The sequence below is a fragment of the Pseudoalteromonas sp. genome, assembly GCF_036960685.1.
In the GTDB taxonomy this organism is placed as follows: Bacteria; Pseudomonadota; Gammaproteobacteria; order Enterobacterales; family Alteromonadaceae; genus Pseudoalteromonas.
On the sequence record NZ_JBALXK010000012.1, the window covers coordinates 36,715 to 51,575 of the forward strand.

Consider the following 14,861-nt stretch of genomic DNA (forward strand, 5'->3'; position numbering starts at 1 on the left):
TCGCGCTTTTTTGTTTTCCTTAAAACTTACAGCTTTAAAGCTCGTGACTTTACAAACCAAGCTCGGCCATAAAATCATCATCTGCATCACTGGCTTTTGCATCGTCCGCAGCTTTTTGTTTTTCAGCTTTGTGCTTCGCTTCGTTTTCGATAATGTCATCAGGGTCTACCGCTTCAACAATATCAAAGTCGTGTAGCTTGATGAACTCAGTTTTATCCATCGCTAATTCTAAATAAAAGATGTTTTGTTTACTGGTAGTAAAAGTCACGCGGCGTGCTTGTGGTCTATCCATCGTGGTATCAACCGATATTTGCACTTGCTTATTAATCGCCATCATTTTTGGCTGATTTTGCGTAATTGAAGTGTGTAATTGCTCGCGTACTTTTGAGGTGAAATCACCAACGATTTGGTTCATCAATTCACCGAGCACATTTGATACATCATCCGATAAATGGCTATGAGCAAGTTCTTCTTCAGGCATACCCATACTGCGCATATAATCGTGATAAATTTCCATGGCAGCTTGCGAAGTAAAGTTAGTGATAACAAGCCCGGTAAAACCGCCATCAAATAACACAAAGCAGCCAATATCTGGTCGCATACAGGTACGGGTGATCTTTTGCACCATGGCTGAATAGCTAATGCTGTTGCCACTAGCCGACGACAATACCCCAGTTACAGAATGACAAAGGGTTGCCAATATATCATCAGTACTAATTACTTTACTTTTAGTCATTAAACATCTCTTTTTATACTTGTTATTCATTATTCTAGCCAAGCTACTGAAATTATCACTGACTATCCAGCATAAAATGCTAAAATAGCCCTATTATTTTTTAAAGAGACTGTTTGTGTGACGATAAAAGACAGTATTTATGCCACAGAGCAAGCGGTTAAAGATTTTAGCTTTGACCAACATGTAGTAGAAGTTTTCCCCGATATGATCCAGCGCTCGGTGCCGGGCTACGCCACCATAGTCAGTACTATGGGCAAATTAGCGGGCGAATATGCACAAAGCAATTCAAACCTGTATGACTTAGGCTGCTCGCTTGGTGCAGTAACATTGAGCATGCGCCGTAATATTCGTACTGATAATTGCCATATTATTGCAGTTGATAACTCCGAAGCCATGGTTGAACGCTGTAAATTACATTTACAAGGTTTTCGCTCAGAAGTCCCCGTTACTGTGACCCTTGGTGATATTAACGAACTAACTATCGAAAATGCCTCAGTGGTTGCGATGAACTTTACCTTACAGTTTATTCCACCTGCGCAGCGCCTTGCGGTACTTGAAAAAATATACGCCAATTTAAAACCCGGCGGTGTGCTGTTATTGAGTGAAAAAATCAAAGGTGAAAACGAGCAATGCGACAATTTGCTGATTGATTTACACCATGATTTTAAACGTCACAATGGTTATTCAGAATTAGAAATTAGCCAAAAACGTACCGCCATTGAAAATGTTATGCGCCCAGATACGTTAAACACTCACCTTAAGCGCCTTGCTGATATTGGCTTTAGTCAAACCCAAGTGTGGTATCAGTGTTTTAATTTTTGCTCGCTGGTAGCAATTAAGTAATTTAGGAAATATGTAATGTCTTTATGGTTTAACCAATTTTACGCCGCTATCGCGCAAAGCCCACTGAGTCACTGGCTAGAAACACTGCCTAGCCAGTTAAAACACTGGCAAAATGAGGCCAGCCACGGCGATTTACCAAAATGGCAAAAGGTTTTAAAAAACTTGCCAGAAGTGACTACTAACCATGTAAACATCATTGATAAAGTAGAAATTGGTGCTGCTGGAGAAATGACTGAAGGTGAGCAAAAGCAAACCATCCATCTATTAAAGCGGATGATGCCATGGCGTAAAGGCCCATTTAATGTGCACGGTATTGAAATTGATACCGAGTGGCGCAGCGATTGGAAATGGGATCGCTTACTACCGCATATTGAACCACTTAAAGGCCGCACAGTATTAGATATTGGCTGTGGCTCTGGTTATCACTTATGGCGAATGCGTGGCGAAGGCGCTGCGTTTGTGGTTGGCATTGATCCTTCTGATTTATTTTTATGTCAATTTCAGGCAATCAAGCATTTTAACCCTGACGAAAATGTACACTTGCTACCTCTTGGTGTTGAAGCCCTACCCGAGCTAAAAGCATTTGATACCGTGTTTTCGATGGGGGTACTTTATCATCGTCGCTCACCTATCGGCTTTTTGGCACAGTTAAAAGCGCAGCTTCGCCCAGGAGGCGAACTTGTGCTTGAAACATTAGTGATTGAAGGCGATGAAAATACAGTATTAGTGCCCACGGATCGTTATGCCAAAATGCGTAACGTGTGGTTTATTCCAAGCACCGCCGCACTAAAACTTTGGATGGAGCGTATTGGTTTTAAAGACGTGCAAATAAAAGACTGTGCAATCACCACACTTGAAGAACAGCGCAAATCCGATTGGATGGAAAACGAATCGCTAATTGACTTTTTAGATCCAAACGATACAAGTAAAACAATTGAAGGCTACCCAGCACCGCTGCGCGCTATATTAACGGCAAAGGCCTAATACAAAAGGCGCTAGGTTTTAGGTACTAGGAACTACCTAGCACTTATTACCTAAGCCTATTACTCCAGATGCGGACAAGTGTCCTTGTCAATACCGTTAAAGTTATATTTGAACTAGCCGCGACCTTGCAATTGTTGTAAAATACGCGCGTTTCTAAGCATACACATGCAAAACCATGCAACTTTTTTGAGGAAATCCTGTGAGCGAACAAAAACAGTCTCTAAGTTATAAAGACGCGGGCGTAGATATCGATGCCGGTAACGCACTAGTTGAGCGTATTAAAGGCGTAGTTAAAAAAACCCGTCGTCCTGAAGTTATGGGCGGAATTGGTGGCTTTGGCGCACTTTGCGAAATCCCAGCTGGTTACAAGCAACCAGTATTAGTTGCAGGCACTGACGGTGTTGGTACTAAACTGCGTTTAGCTATCGACCTTAAAAAGCACGATACAGTAGGTATCGATTTAGTTGCTATGTGTGTGAATGACCTTATCGTTCAAGGTGCTGAGCCATTATTTTTCCTAGATTACTATGCAACCGGTAAACTTGACGTTGATACTGCTGCAGATGTAGTAACAGGTATTGGTAAAGGTTGTGAGATCTCAGGTTGTGCGTTAATCGGTGGTGAAACTGCTGAAATGCCGGGTATGTACGAAGGTGAAGATTACGACATGGCTGGTTTTTGTACTGGCGTAGTTGAAAAAGCAAATATCATCGACGGCACTAAAGTAGCTGCTGGCGACCAATTAATTGCGCTTGCATCTAGTGGCCCTCATTCAAATGGTTTCTCTTTAATTCGTAAAGTACTTGAAGTATCAAATGCTGATACAAGCGCTGAATTTGAAGGCAAAACATTAGGCGATACCCTACTTGAACCAACACGTATTTACGTTAAGCCATTACTTGAGTTATTCAAGCAAGTGGACGTACATGCCCTTTCGCATATCACCGGCGGTGGTTTCTGGGAAAATATCCCACGCGTATTACCTGAATCTGCAAAAGCAGTTGTAAAAGGTGATAGCTGGCAGTGGCCTGGTATTTTCAACTGGTTACAAGAAAACGGTAACATCACCACCCACGAAATGTATCGTACATTCAACTGTGGTGTGGGTATGGTATTAGTTGTACCTGCAGACAAACTTGAGCAAAGCTTAAGCATCTTAAAAGATCTTGGCGAAAACGCATGGCACCTTGGTGAAATCCATGACGCTAAAGCTGGCGAAGAGCAAGTAGAAATCTTAGGCGGCCGTGATTAATGGCCCCTTCTCGTCTAGTAGTCTTAATTTCAGGTAGTGGCTCAAATTTACAAGCCATTATTGATGCCTGTAATAATGGCGAGATAAACGCAAACATAGCGGCTGTGATCAGCAATAAAGCAGACGCTTATGGCCTAGAGCGAGCAAAACAAGCAGGTATTGCCACAGCAGTGCTTAGCCATAAAGATTTTGACTCGCGCGAAGCCTACGATGCACAATTAATGAACGTTATTGATTCTTTTGCACCAAATCTAGTTGTATTAGCTGGGTTTATGCGTATTCTTACTCCTAGCTTAGTGCAAAAATTTAAAGGAAAAATGTTGAACATTCATCCTTCTTTGTTGCCTAAGTACCAGGGGCTGAATACCCACCAAAGAGCAATTGATGCAAAAGACGACGTTCATGGCGTAAGTGTGCACTTTGTTACTGAAGAATTAGACGGCGGTCCGGTTATTCTTCAAGCCAAAGTACCTGTGCTGGCAGACGATACTGCCGATACACTTGCACAACGAGTGCACGCGCAAGAGCATATAATCTACCCTTTGGTGGTCAAGTGGTTCAGTGAACAACGACTTACGATGGAAGCAGATTATGCAGTTCTTGACAAAAAAAAACTTCCTGCACACGGTGCGCACTACCCAGAATAAAAAACAAAGTGCCTTACTATTTTGTGCGGGCACTTTATTACTTCCTACTGGTTTAATAGCTGGTGAACTCACTCAATTTGAAGCCAACTATGATATTTTGCGCAAAGGTGAAAATCATGGTCAAGGTATACGCACATTAAAAAAACTAGCTGATAACAGCTATCAAGTTAGCTACCACAGTGATATTGAGTGGATGATCTTCTCAGATTCACGCAAAGAAACATCAAACTTTACCTACACTGACGAAAAAGTCACGCCTGTCAGCTATAGTATGATCCGCACAGGCACCGGTCCTGATAAAGAATATAAACTGCAATTTGATGACGCTAAAAAACAAATTAATAGTAGCGAGAGTAAATACCCAGTTGAATGTCAGTGGTCAGATCAATTTCAAGATTCAATTTCATATCAAGTACAAGTACGTGAAGAGCTAAAAATGGGTAAAACCAGCTTTTCTTATCCACTTGTTGATAAAAAAGGTAACTGTCGCGACTACAATTTTGAAGTGGTTGGCAAAGAGATGATCTCATTACCTATTGGTAATATTGAAGCGATAAAAGTTAAACGTCTTTACGACAACGACAAGCGCCAAGCGCTTGCGTGGTTCGCCCCTGAAATGGACTACATGTTAGTTAGAATGTGGAAAGGCGAGAAAGGCATGGAACAGTTTGAAGTCCAACTTAAATCATTCACAGTAACCAGCCCTGTCGCTATTCCAGAAGCCGTAAAAAGCGAAATAGCCCCAGAGTAAATTGGCATAAGGTTCAAAATGAAAGGCTCAAGTATGACAATCATCACTTGAGCTTTTCACCTTATGACTTATAACTAATTCAAACTTTAAAACTGACAGCTGACGGCTGACGGCTGACGGCTGACGGCTGACGGCTGACGGCTAAATTAACTCACCCATTTTAAATAGCGCAAATTCACCAGGCTCCATTTTTTGCCAGCGCTCATCGTTGGTCAGCGGCCGAGTTGCTATCACAGTCACTACATCATTTGGCGTGGTTTCTTGTTGAAAATCCACCACCATATCCGCATCAATCAAGGTAGCTTTACCAAACGGCGCACGACGGGTGATCCAATGTAAATTATTAGTACAATACGCCAATACGTACACGCCATCGGTCAGTAGCATATTAAATACGCCTTTTTCTCGCAGCGTATGAGAAAGTTTTGCCGCGTAACGAAATACTGATGCCATATTTGCTGGACGTTTAGGGTATTTTTCACGAATTTTATCGAGCAACCAACAAAAAGCGAGTTCACTATCTGTGTTACCAACAGGTCGATAGTATTCAGGCTTTAAATCATGATAATTAGATAACTGGCCATTATGTGCGTAGGTCAGTTCCCTGCCCCACAGCTCACGAGTAAACGGATGCGTATTTTCAAGGCACACTCGGCCACGGTTACCTTGGCGAATATGGCTAATCACCGAAACACTTTTAATCGGATACGCCTTTACTAACTTGGCAATCTCAGATTGGCAGCTAGGCTCAGGATCTTTAAAAGTACGGCACCCCTTCCCTTCGTAAAAAGTAATGCCCCAACCATCTTTATGGGGACCGGTGTTACCACCGCGCTCTAACAGCCCTGAAAAGCTAAAACAAATATCCGTAGGCACATTCGCCGACATGCCAAGCAACTCACACATAAAATAAATTAACCTTTAATATTAGATAGTTAAGCATATAAAAATAATCTATAATTTGGCCTGGTCACCATTACGCTTTCACATTGGCTTTTGTGGCTGCTATATAATTTATTATTACAACTTTTATGCGGTTATTGTTAAACAACCTTATCGCAAAGGCAAGTTACTATAGATTATGTTTGTCCATATATTTACTTGATCTATCATCATACAACTGATGAAAATAAGAATAATAGGTATTAAATTAATAAAGCTGTCTAAAGGTTGCTTTCAGTACAAAGACAGAGCAGGTACCTAAATTCGATGGAGGTGATTTGATTTTTGTAAACCTAGAAGCCGAATGCATACACGGTTCGTTGTAGTAGCCCAGCCCGCCTAGACAACAACCAAACCACATTTAAACAGCTCATTATCGAAGGTGACCACAAATTCCTAAAAGCCGCCAACCCCAACTGGCCAGAGCAACTCATACCAATAAATGGCAATTGTACGTTGGTGAATAAAGTGATTTTTGCAGGTAAGTCACTTTAAATTACAGGTACAAAAAAGCCCGCTAAATGCGAGCTAATTTATTTAAATAGCATTTACTTCCGTAAATTTTAGCCCTTTTAAATTACGGCTTTTAGTCAAGTCGTATAGGCCACCTTCTTGATCTGTACAAAAGGTAAATATTCCAGCTCCTTTAACTTTAAATAACCCACCATGTTTAATAGCATCCTTACTTAAAGTGAGCTTTTTAAAGCGCCTAACCCTATTTACGCGACCATTCTTCATGTTTAACTCTGTGTGCTCTTGGTTAATTGCGTCTTGCTGCTCTAAAATATTTAACGCGAACCATTCTTCACCATTAAGATTGAGTGGTAAAAATTCACAGCATTCTTTAAGTGTTGGTTCAAATATCTCTTTTAAGGATGCTGGAATTACAAACGCCATTGCTCCCCAGCCTGCAACATCGGGTTTGTTAGTAGGGGTTTCACCCTCAACTATTAACCAATCAACATCTACAGCACGCCAATCATTACCCTTTGGGTTGCCGTCGAAAGTATAAATATCATTGTTTGTTAACTGCATTGACTGCTCGAACATTGTTTCTTGTAACAGTAAATATTCTCCGGCATCAACGCCAACAGCATAAACCTTATTAAAATCTTTCATTTAATTACCTTGGTACCATATTTGATAATTCTTTATGTAGTGGAAAATCACCACTTTGTAATTCGTCGCCAATATCTCTAAGTAATTCAATTATACCTGTGCGCCCTAAACCCTCACCTATAGTATCGGTAAGTAAAACTTCTACGTTTAAGAAGTATTCGTTTGTGTGAGTTTTTGTATGTGCCTCAGCTTTAGGCATTGTATCCATTGGAGTATGTTTAGCAAATCTTGGCAGAAATACGCCATTTGCTTCATGGTCAATATCGATTCCAAACCCTGCGAGTCTTAACCTGGCTTTTGAAGCTCGGGGATCATCCCAAGCGACTATATGGTGGGCTGCCACATTTTCTCCGCGTTTGCGGCCGGCGGCTATCATATTATCGCTGAGTTTTTTACTGTGCCTTTTATTATGCTCCCAACGAACGTGCCTACTTAAAATTAGGTCGTCTTTACTTAGGAGACCTTTTTTATAACGAGCAGAATCAATGATTTCTCCTCGGTAATAAATTGCATATTGAGCTGCTTGATTTTTTGCAATAGCGGGATTGCCTGTCACTGTGAGAAGATCTTGTTCTAACTCTTGAACGGTGACGTACTCTTGTTCTTTAGAGGCCATTCTAAATTTATTCCTTTAAATTATAAAACTCCATTAAATAATGCCATTTTAGGAACGTAAATACAATTGATGAATACATTCAAGGCATCGAACATTTTCTTAAAAACCATACAGACTAATCATTACTTTAGCAGTATGCTGTGAGGTGAAGTGTAAATTGCAGCCTCTGATATTTTCACTAAGCTACTTGATAATTATTCGCTCTAGCGCTACTCTAACCAAAGGTGGTCTGACCTCTATTAAGGATTGAATACATGACACTCATATTTGTACTTGGTTTAATCGTGTTGCTTAGCATCGCGAGTTACCACAGAGCGAGCTGGAATACTGCCTTAGGCGTTTCCATCGCAACACTTGTTATTGGTACCTTTGCAGGTGCTTTTGGCGCAATCAGTTGGTTAATCTTCTTGATCATCGCAGTGCCACTCTCTGTTACTGGCATTCGCCAGCAATACATTATTAAGCCTATTTTTGCTGCGTTTAAAAAAGTAACGCCAACCATGTCAGACACTGAAAAATCAGCGATTGATGCCGGTACTACGTGGTGGGAAGCTGATTTATTCTGTGGTCGCCCTGATTGGAAAAAGCTACACCAATACCCTATGCCAAAACTGACTATCGAAGAGCAAGCCTTTATCGATGGCCCGGTTGAAGTGGTATGCAGCATGTTAGATGATTGGGAAGCCACCCATGAGCTAACTGATTTACCGCAAGATGTTTGGCAATACCTAAAAGATAATAAATTCTTTGCCATGATCATCAAGAAAGAATATGGCGGGCTGCAATTTTCAGCATTTGCACAATCATGTGTACTGCAAAAGCTAACCAGTAAATCAACGCTGCTTTCATCAATTGTCGGCGTTCCTAACTCATTGGGCCCAGGTGAATTACTGCAACACTATGGGACTAAAGAACAAAAAGATCATTACCTACCACGCCTTGCTAGTGGTCAAGAGATCCCATGTTTTGCGTTAACCTCACCAGAAGCCGGCTCTGATGCCAGTGCCATTCCTGATTACGGGGTTGTTTGTAAAGGTATGTGGGAAGGTGAAGAAGTAATTGGTTTAAGCCTAACGTGGAATAAGCGTTACATCACACTTGCCCCTGTGGCAACTGTACTTGGTCTGGCGTTTAAAATGCAAGATCCTGACGGCTTACTAGGAGACACCAAAGAACTTGGTATTACCTGTGCGTTGATCCCAACAGATATGCCAGGTATTGAAATTGGTCGTCGCCACTTCCCGCTAAACGTGCCGTTCCAAAATGGCCCGACTCGCGGTAAAGATATTTTCGTGCCCCTTGATTACATTATTGGTGGCCCTGAAATGGCCGGCCAAGGCTGGCGTATGCTGGTTGAGTGCTTATCAGTTGGTCGTGCGATCACGCTACCGTCAAACTCAGTGGGTGGGATTAAAACCATCGCTCTTGCCAGTGGTTCGTACAGCCGTATTCGTCGTCAGTTCCGTTTACCAATTGGTCAAATGGAGGGGATTGAAGAATCACTTGCTAAGCTTGCAGGATACGCCTATAGCTCAGATGCAGCGGTAAGCATGTCAACCGGTGCTGTGGATTTAGGTGAAAAACCATCGGTGGTATCGGCTATTATTAAATACCACTTAACTGAACAAATGCGTGATTCGACTATCCATGCGATGGATATTCACGGTGGCAAAGGCATCATGCTTGGGCCAAATAACTACTTAGGTCGTGGCTATCAAGGTGCGCCTATTGCCATTACCGTTGAAGGCGCCAACATCTTGACCCGTAATATGATTATTTATGGTCAAGGTGCTATCCGTTGTCACCCATTCGTATTAACTGAATTAGGTGCCTGCGATATTGAAGACCGTGAAGAAGCGCTGGCAGTATTCGATAAAGCCTTAATGGGTCACATCGGCTTTACTATCTCAAACTTAGTGCGCACTAAGTGGATGAGCTTTACCGGTGCTCGCTTTGCAAGTACGCCATTTAAAGATGAAACAGCTGAGTTTTACCGCACCGCTGCTCGCTTTAGTGCATCACTTGCATTAATGTCTGACATCAGCATGGCGGTATTTGGTGGTTCATTAAAACGTAAAGAACGTATTTCAGCACGTTTAGGTGATTTACTAAGTTACCTTTATTTAGTATCTGCAACACTGAAACGTTATAACGACGAAGGCCGTAAAAAAGAAGATTTAGCACTGGTACAATGGAGTTGCCAAGATCATCTTTACCATTGCCAACGTGCACTGGCTGATTTAATTAACAATATGCCATCAGCGCCACTTCGTGCCGCACTTAAGCTCATGTTGTTCCCATTTGGCCGTCCGGTGCGTAAACCGACTGACAAACTTGAACATAAACTAGCGCAAATTTTACAAGTACCGAGTGAAACCCGTAATCGTTTAGCAAGCTATGTATACTTGAAAAATGAGCCGCTTAACTTAGTGGGTCGCCAAGAGCAAACGCTTAAAGACGTGCTAGCCGTGGAGCCATTGTTTGATAAGGTATGTCGTGAAAAAGGCGTGAAACTGCCTTTCTTCCAGCTTGATAAAGTCGCGCAAATGGGCCTTGAAGCAGGTATTTTAACGCAAGCCGAAGCTGATAAACTGGCTGAAGTTGAAAAAGCCCGTTTAGATGTAATTAACGTTGACGACTTTGACCCTGCAGATCTAGTAGCAGGCAAAGCCGCCCAAAAAAGTAAAAACAGCAAGGCGAATGCTGCTTAACTTATTAGGTTAACGCAGCCAACAGTCCGCCTGTTGTGATCATCCAAACCAGCGCATAATGCGCTGGTTTTTTTTGCGCTATATATAATTGTAAAGTGCACCAAACAACACTCAAACTCAACAATAGCCACTGTATGTTAGCTACAAACATCAAATAGCTGAGCATGCTTATAAAAAAGAACAAACAACTCGGTATAAATTGGCTAATAAAAAATAGCCGCTGTTGGTTATTTAGTTGAAAAAACAACTCATATTTGTCTCGCAATTTGCCACAATCAAATTGCAGTGAACTGGTAAATAGTACTATAAAAGCAACCGCTACAACGCTAAATATTGCGGCTAAATCATTACGCTCATTGAGTAAAGTAGTAACAGCCATAAACACACACAACAATAAAGCCACCCGCCACACTAAAATCCAACTGTGTTGAAGAAAGAAGCTCAGCCAAAAAGTAGATAATGAATTGACCGATAATCGGTCGCTCAGCGAAAATGCTGGCAGTAACATGCTCAGCGCAAATAATATAATAAAGCCACAGTGATAAGCTAACGGCACTATATTAATTGGTAACAAGACTAAAATGGCAGTGAATACTAAGCCATATATTAATGCTCTTGGCTTATACAAACACAGCACGCCTAAGCCAAACTGCAGTAACATAAACAGCACAAAATGCGGTGCTCTTAGCCATTGTGATAAGGTTAGATCCATTGCAATCACTGCACTTGCTAGCAACCAGCCATTGCTTAAAAATAATAGTTTTATGTCCATTAACTTAAGCCAATTTGACCTGACAATCGTACGTTGGAAGAGCCGCTGCTGGTTATTTTTAATAGCTGATTTCATTGCACTGAGCATCACGCTTTGCAGTAATAGATACAGCCACGCCATTTGGGCACCATACTGCGGCGCATCACTGCTGTCGATAATTTTGCCCAGTCCTAAAAATAACAGCAAAATCATACCAAGCATGGCAGAGCCAAGTATCACTAAGAATAATAAACCAAAGTTTTTTAGTTGCAGTAGTAATTGTGTCAGCTCAATTTTATAGGCCTGATAACGATACTCCATAAATGCGCGATATTGTGCCATCACCAGCTTAATACCTAAATTGCTCATAACGCCATACACTCAAAGCCATGCTCAATAAACGGCGCCGGTTCATGGCAAGTGATAATGATTTGCCCATGTGCTTTATCGGCTAAGTAATCATCAAGCAAACCAAGTAAATATTTAATGCTGGCTTGATCAAGCGCAGCACTGGGTTCATCGAGTAATAAATACGGTGCATCACGCATCAGCGCTAAAATTAACTGGCATTTTTTTTGATTACCGGATGACAATGCATCAAAACGAGTATTTAAAAATTCGGTAAAGTTAAAACCGCTAATGAGCTCAGCTGGCCAATTGCAGCCTAAACTGCTAACCGTTAAATTAATAATTTGTTTCGCAGTTAAGAAATCTGGCAGCGCGATGCGATCACTAGCGATGGCTACCTGTTTATAAGGCTCAGACAGCACTTTACCTGCAAACAACAACTGCCCGCTTTGTGGTTGTTCAAGTCCAGCAAGCATCATCAATAGCGTGGTTTTACCTTGCCCGTTCGGCGCTTCAATTCACACTCTCGGCGCTGTAAAGCTGATGCGGTAATCTTTATAGAGAATGTTCTGTGCAAATTGTTTATGTAAACCACTAACTTCAATCATCACTTTCCTTTTATATGAAGGGTCCCTTTATCAGTAAACATTATAGCGTGAGCTGTATTTATAACGATACAGGCTTTGTAACACTCTGTTGCAGATAAAATAAGCCAAAAACTTGCGTTTAAATAGTGTTCGGGCAACACTAAAATCGGTAAAAATATGATTAGATAACTATAAACCAAGGAATGTCCGATGAATAACAAATTAAAATTTGCCGCACTTGCCTGTGCAATTAGTCTTGCCTTGAGCGGTTGTAGTCAATCAACCTCAACGACTACCACCACTGCCGCACAGTCACAACAAACTCAGCAAGTTAAAACATATAACGCAAAAACCTTCTTTGATACTACTTCAATTATGGGCAGTAGCTTTTCACCCAGTGGCGATAAAGTACTGGTAAGCTCTGATGAAAGTGGTATTTACAGCTTGTATGAAGTAGATGCAAAAACAGGGGATAAAACCCGTTTAACAAACTTTGCAGACAGTACCTATCCAGTCCGTTATTTTCCAAATGATGAGCGCGTTTTATTTACCAAGGACTCCGGTGGTAATGAACGCTTTCATGTCTACGTGCGTGAACTTGACGGATCTGTAAAAGATTTAACTCCAGGGGAAGAAACCCGTGCAAGCTTTGCAGGGTTTACTGAAGACGGCAGTCAGTTTTTTATTACCAGTAACCAGCGCGATGCTAAATTTATGGACTTATATCGCGTTGATAGTAAAACCTATAAAATGACCCCTGTTTATCAAAACACCCTAGGTTTAGATGTCGGTGCAATCAGCCCTGATGGTCGCTATATTGCACTATCTAAAAGTAACACTAATAAAGACAGCGACACGTTTATTCTTGATACTTATAAAAAGACCCTCAAACCACAATTAATTTCCAAACACGACACACCCGCTCAATATGGCCCTGAAACCTTCTCAGCCGATAGCAAATCTTTATACTACTCTACAGACGCTAAAGGTGAGTTTTCACAAGTTTGGCGCTATGACTTAGCCTCAGGGGAACATAGCCCAGCACTCAAAGATGACTGGGATGTTAGTTTTATTTATTTTTCTAAATCGGGGCGCTATCAAGTCAGTGGTGTTAATGCTGATGCCAGTACCAAAGTTACAGTGATAGACACGCAAACAGGCAAAGAAATTGCGATGCCGCAATTACCAGCGGGTAACTTGCGTGGTGTTAACTTCTCTGCAGATGAAAAAAGTATGGCGTTTTACCTAAACTCAGACACATCCCCAAATAACCTGTTTGTATGGCAAGTAGGCAGTAATAAAGCACAGCGATTAACGAATACATTAAGTAAAGAAATTGACCAAAATGATTTAGTTGAAAGTACTATCGTACGTTTTAAAAGTTTTGACGGCTTAGAAATACCCGGCGTACTTTATAAACCTAAACAAGCCAATAGTAACAATAAAGTGCCTGCGCTTATTTGGGTGCATGGCGGCCCAGGTGGACAAAGTCGCACAGGTTATAGCGCGATGCAACAGCATTTAGTTAATCATGGTTACGCCATTTTTGCAGTAAATAACCGAGGTAGCTCAGGCTATGGTAAAACGTTCTTCCATCTGGATGACAAAAAACATGGCACCGATGATTTACAAGATATCGTTTACGGCAAAAAGCACTTACAAACTTTAGACTGGGTTGATACGGATAAAATCGGCATTATAGGTGGCAGTTACGGTGGCTTTATGACTGCAGCAGCGCTGGCGTTTGAGCCAGAAGAGTTCAAAGTTGGCATTAATATTTTTGGCGTCACCAACTGGGTAAGAACACTTAACTCCATCCCGCCTTGGTGGGAAAGCTTTAAAAAAGCCTTGTATGATGAAATGGGCGACCCTGCCACTGATGGCGAACGTCATCGTGCCATCTCACCATTATTCCACGCAAAGAACATCACTAAGCCTTTAATGGTTATACAAGGTGCTAACGATCCACGCGTACTACAAGTTGAAAGCGATGAACTGGTTGCCGCAGTAAAAGCCAATGGTGTGCCAGTAGAGTATGTATTGTTTGATGATGAAGGCCATGGTTTTAGCAAAAAAGAAAACCGTATTAGCGCCTCCAACGCGTATCTAAACTTTTTGGATACTTACTTAAAGGAGTTATTTGGCCCACAAGGTTAATTGTAAGCCAATTTATATTAAAGCCTGCGACTTTCTCAGTATGCGGGCTTTTTTATTGCCTAGTCATACCGATCAACTTAAATATTTAACCATTCTATCGAACTAAATAACTAGCTGATAGCTGATAGCTGATAGCTGATAGAAAATATATTTACTGTTATTTATTAGGGAAAGTATTTTTTAACTTGTTATTGAGGAAATAACAAGTGGCGGAGTGGACGGGACTCGAACCCGCGACCCCCGGCGTGACAGGCCGGTATTCTAACCAACTGAACTACCACTCCGCAGTGGTATGTGCATGGGGTAATGCACTTACTAATTTTATTGATGATATCAAGTGGCGGAGTGGACGGGACTCGAACCCGCGACCCCCGGCGTGACAGGCCGGTATTCTAACCAACTGAACTACCACTCCGC

General features: G+C 41.6%; 13 protein-coding genes, 2 tRNA genes and 1 pseudogene. 8 read left to right on the plus strand and 8 right to left on the minus strand.

The window, feature by feature from the left end:
• Positions 1-49: 49 nt before the first annotated feature.
• Positions 50-736: a DUF3334 family protein gene (locus V7783_RS11570; RefSeq protein WP_335678842.1), complete on the minus strand. Its 687-nt coding sequence runs from the start codon at positions 734-736 to the stop codon at positions 50-52.
• Between the two features lie 117 nt (positions 737-853).
• Here V7783_RS11570 and cmoA point away from each other — a divergent pair, with 117 nt between their 5' ends.
• From cmoA to V7783_RS11595, 5 genes are all read left to right on the plus strand, one after another.
• Positions 854-1,579, plus strand: a complete 726-nt coding sequence (gene cmoA, locus V7783_RS11575; RefSeq protein WP_335678843.1) for a carboxy-S-adenosyl-L-methionine synthase CmoA — start codon at positions 854-856, stop codon at positions 1,577-1,579.
• Between the two features lie 15 nt (positions 1,580-1,594).
• Positions 1,595-2,563, plus strand: a complete 969-nt coding sequence (cmoB, locus tag V7783_RS11580; RefSeq protein WP_335678844.1) for a tRNA 5-methoxyuridine(34)/uridine 5-oxyacetic acid(34) synthase CmoB — start codon at positions 1,595-1,597, stop codon at positions 2,561-2,563.
• A 199-nt stretch (positions 2,564-2,762) separates the two neighbouring features.
• The gene (gene purM / locus V7783_RS11585; RefSeq protein WP_210796650.1) at positions 2,763-3,815 is read left to right on the plus strand and encodes a phosphoribosylformylglycinamidine cyclo-ligase; all 1,053 of its coding nucleotides are present in this window, start codon (positions 2,763-2,765) and stop codon (positions 3,813-3,815) included.
• Positions 3,815-4,462 carry a phosphoribosylglycinamide formyltransferase gene (gene purN, locus V7783_RS11590; RefSeq protein WP_335678845.1) on the plus strand — a complete coding sequence of 216 codons (648 nt, stop codon included), beginning with the start codon at positions 3,815-3,817 and terminating at the stop codon, positions 4,460-4,462. The genes purM and purN overlap by 1 nt, the downstream gene beginning before the upstream one ends.
• Positions 4,407-5,213 carry a DUF3108 domain-containing protein gene (locus tag V7783_RS11595; RefSeq protein ID WP_442961366.1) on the plus strand — a complete coding sequence of 269 codons (807 nt, stop codon included), beginning with the start codon at positions 4,407-4,409 and terminating at the stop codon, positions 5,211-5,213. Before purN ends, V7783_RS11595 begins: the two co-directional genes overlap by 56 nt.
• A 141-nt stretch (positions 5,214-5,354) precedes the next feature.
• On the opposite strand, the gene V7783_RS11600 is transcribed toward V7783_RS11595, so the two are convergent.
• Complete coding sequence (locus V7783_RS11600; RefSeq protein WP_210796645.1) at positions 5,355-6,119, minus strand: class II glutamine amidotransferase; 765 nt, start codon at positions 6,117-6,119, stop codon at positions 5,355-5,357.
• Between the two features lie 411 nt (positions 6,120-6,530).
• Here V7783_RS11600 and V7783_RS11605 point away from each other — a divergent pair, with 411 nt between their 5' ends.
• Positions 6,531-6,650 (plus strand): hypothetical protein, encoded by a 120-nt coding sequence (locus V7783_RS11605; RefSeq protein WP_442961369.1) that lies wholly within the window; start codon positions 6,531-6,533, stop codon positions 6,648-6,650.
• A 42-nt stretch (positions 6,651-6,692) separates the two neighbouring features.
• Here the strand turns inward: V7783_RS11605 and V7783_RS11610 are convergent, their stop codons facing one another.
• Positions 6,693-7,274: a hypothetical protein gene (locus tag V7783_RS11610; protein ID WP_335678846.1), complete on the minus strand. Its 582-nt coding sequence runs from the start codon at positions 7,272-7,274 to the stop codon at positions 6,693-6,695.
• 4 nt (positions 7,275-7,278) lie between these two features.
• Positions 7,279-7,890, minus strand: a complete 612-nt coding sequence (locus V7783_RS11615; protein WP_335678847.1) for an AHH domain-containing protein — start codon at positions 7,888-7,890, stop codon at positions 7,279-7,281.
• 254 nt (positions 7,891-8,144) lie between these two features.
• Between V7783_RS11615 and fadE the strand changes: the two genes are divergently transcribed.
• On the plus strand, positions 8,145-10,601 hold the full coding sequence (gene fadE / locus V7783_RS11620; protein WP_335678848.1) for an acyl-CoA dehydrogenase FadE: 2,457 nt from the start codon (positions 8,145-8,147) through the stop codon (positions 10,599-10,601).
• A 4-nt stretch (positions 10,602-10,605) separates the two neighbouring features.
• Here fadE and V7783_RS11625 read toward each other — a convergent pair whose 3' ends face one another.
• Positions 10,606-11,721 carry a DUF6136 family protein gene (locus V7783_RS11625; protein WP_283710896.1) on the minus strand — a complete coding sequence of 372 codons (1,116 nt, stop codon included), beginning with the start codon at positions 11,719-11,721 and terminating at the stop codon, positions 10,606-10,608.
• A pseudogene (locus tag V7783_RS11630) lies at positions 11,718-12,308 on the minus strand (ATP-binding cassette domain-containing protein). The gene V7783_RS11625 and the pseudogene V7783_RS11630 overlap by 4 nt, the downstream one beginning before the upstream one ends.
• A gap of 189 nt (positions 12,309-12,497) precedes the next feature.
• Between V7783_RS11630 and V7783_RS11635 the strand changes: the two are divergent.
• A complete protein-coding gene (locus V7783_RS11635) occupies positions 12,498-14,444 on the plus strand; it encodes a S9 family peptidase (RefSeq protein WP_335678849.1) in 1,947 nt (648 codons plus the stop codon).
• Between the two features lie 207 nt (positions 14,445-14,651).
• Here V7783_RS11635 and V7783_RS11640 read toward each other — a convergent pair.
• Both V7783_RS11640 and V7783_RS11645 read right to left on the minus strand, forming a co-directional pair.
• Positions 14,652-14,728, minus strand: a tRNA-Asp gene (locus V7783_RS11640).
• A 54-nt stretch (positions 14,729-14,782) separates the two neighbouring features.
• Positions 14,783-14,859 (minus strand) — tRNA-Asp (locus V7783_RS11645).
• Between the last annotated feature and the right edge of the window lie 2 nt (positions 14,860-14,861).

What these genes read in the sequence shown, in the direction of transcription:
- V7783_RS11570 (WP_335678842.1), bottom strand. Translation starts at nt 736, where the DNA reads ATGACTAAAAGTAAAGTAATTAGTACTGATGATATATTGGCAACCCTT.
- cmoB (WP_335678844.1), top strand. Translation starts at nt 1,595, where the DNA reads ATGTCTTTATGGTTTAACCAATTTTACGCCGCTATCGCGCAAAGCCCA.
- purN (WP_335678845.1), top strand. Translation starts at nt 3,815, where the DNA reads ATGGCCCCTTCTCGTCTAGTAGTCTTAATTTCAGGTAGTGGCTCAAAT.
- V7783_RS11595 (WP_442961366.1), top strand. Translation starts at nt 4,407, where the DNA reads ATGCAGTTCTTGACAAAAAAAAACTTCCTGCACACGGTGCGCACTACC.
- V7783_RS11600 (WP_210796645.1), bottom strand. Translation starts at nt 6,119, where the DNA reads ATGTGTGAGTTGCTTGGCATGTCGGCGAATGTGCCTACGGATATTTGT.
- V7783_RS11610 (WP_335678846.1), bottom strand. Translation starts at nt 7,274, where the DNA reads ATGAAAGATTTTAATAAGGTTTATGCTGTTGGCGTTGATGCCGGAGAA.
- V7783_RS11615 (WP_335678847.1), bottom strand. Translation starts at nt 7,890, where the DNA reads ATGGCCTCTAAAGAACAAGAGTACGTCACCGTTCAAGAGTTAGAACAA.
- fadE (WP_335678848.1), top strand. Translation starts at nt 8,145, where the DNA reads ATGACACTCATATTTGTACTTGGTTTAATCGTGTTGCTTAGCATCGCG.
- V7783_RS11625 (WP_283710896.1), bottom strand. Translation starts at nt 11,721, where the DNA reads ATGAGCAATTTAGGTATTAAGCTGGTGATGGCACAATATCGCGCATTT.
- V7783_RS11635 (WP_335678849.1), top strand. Translation starts at nt 12,498, where the DNA reads ATGAATAACAAATTAAAATTTGCCGCACTTGCCTGTGCAATTAGTCTT.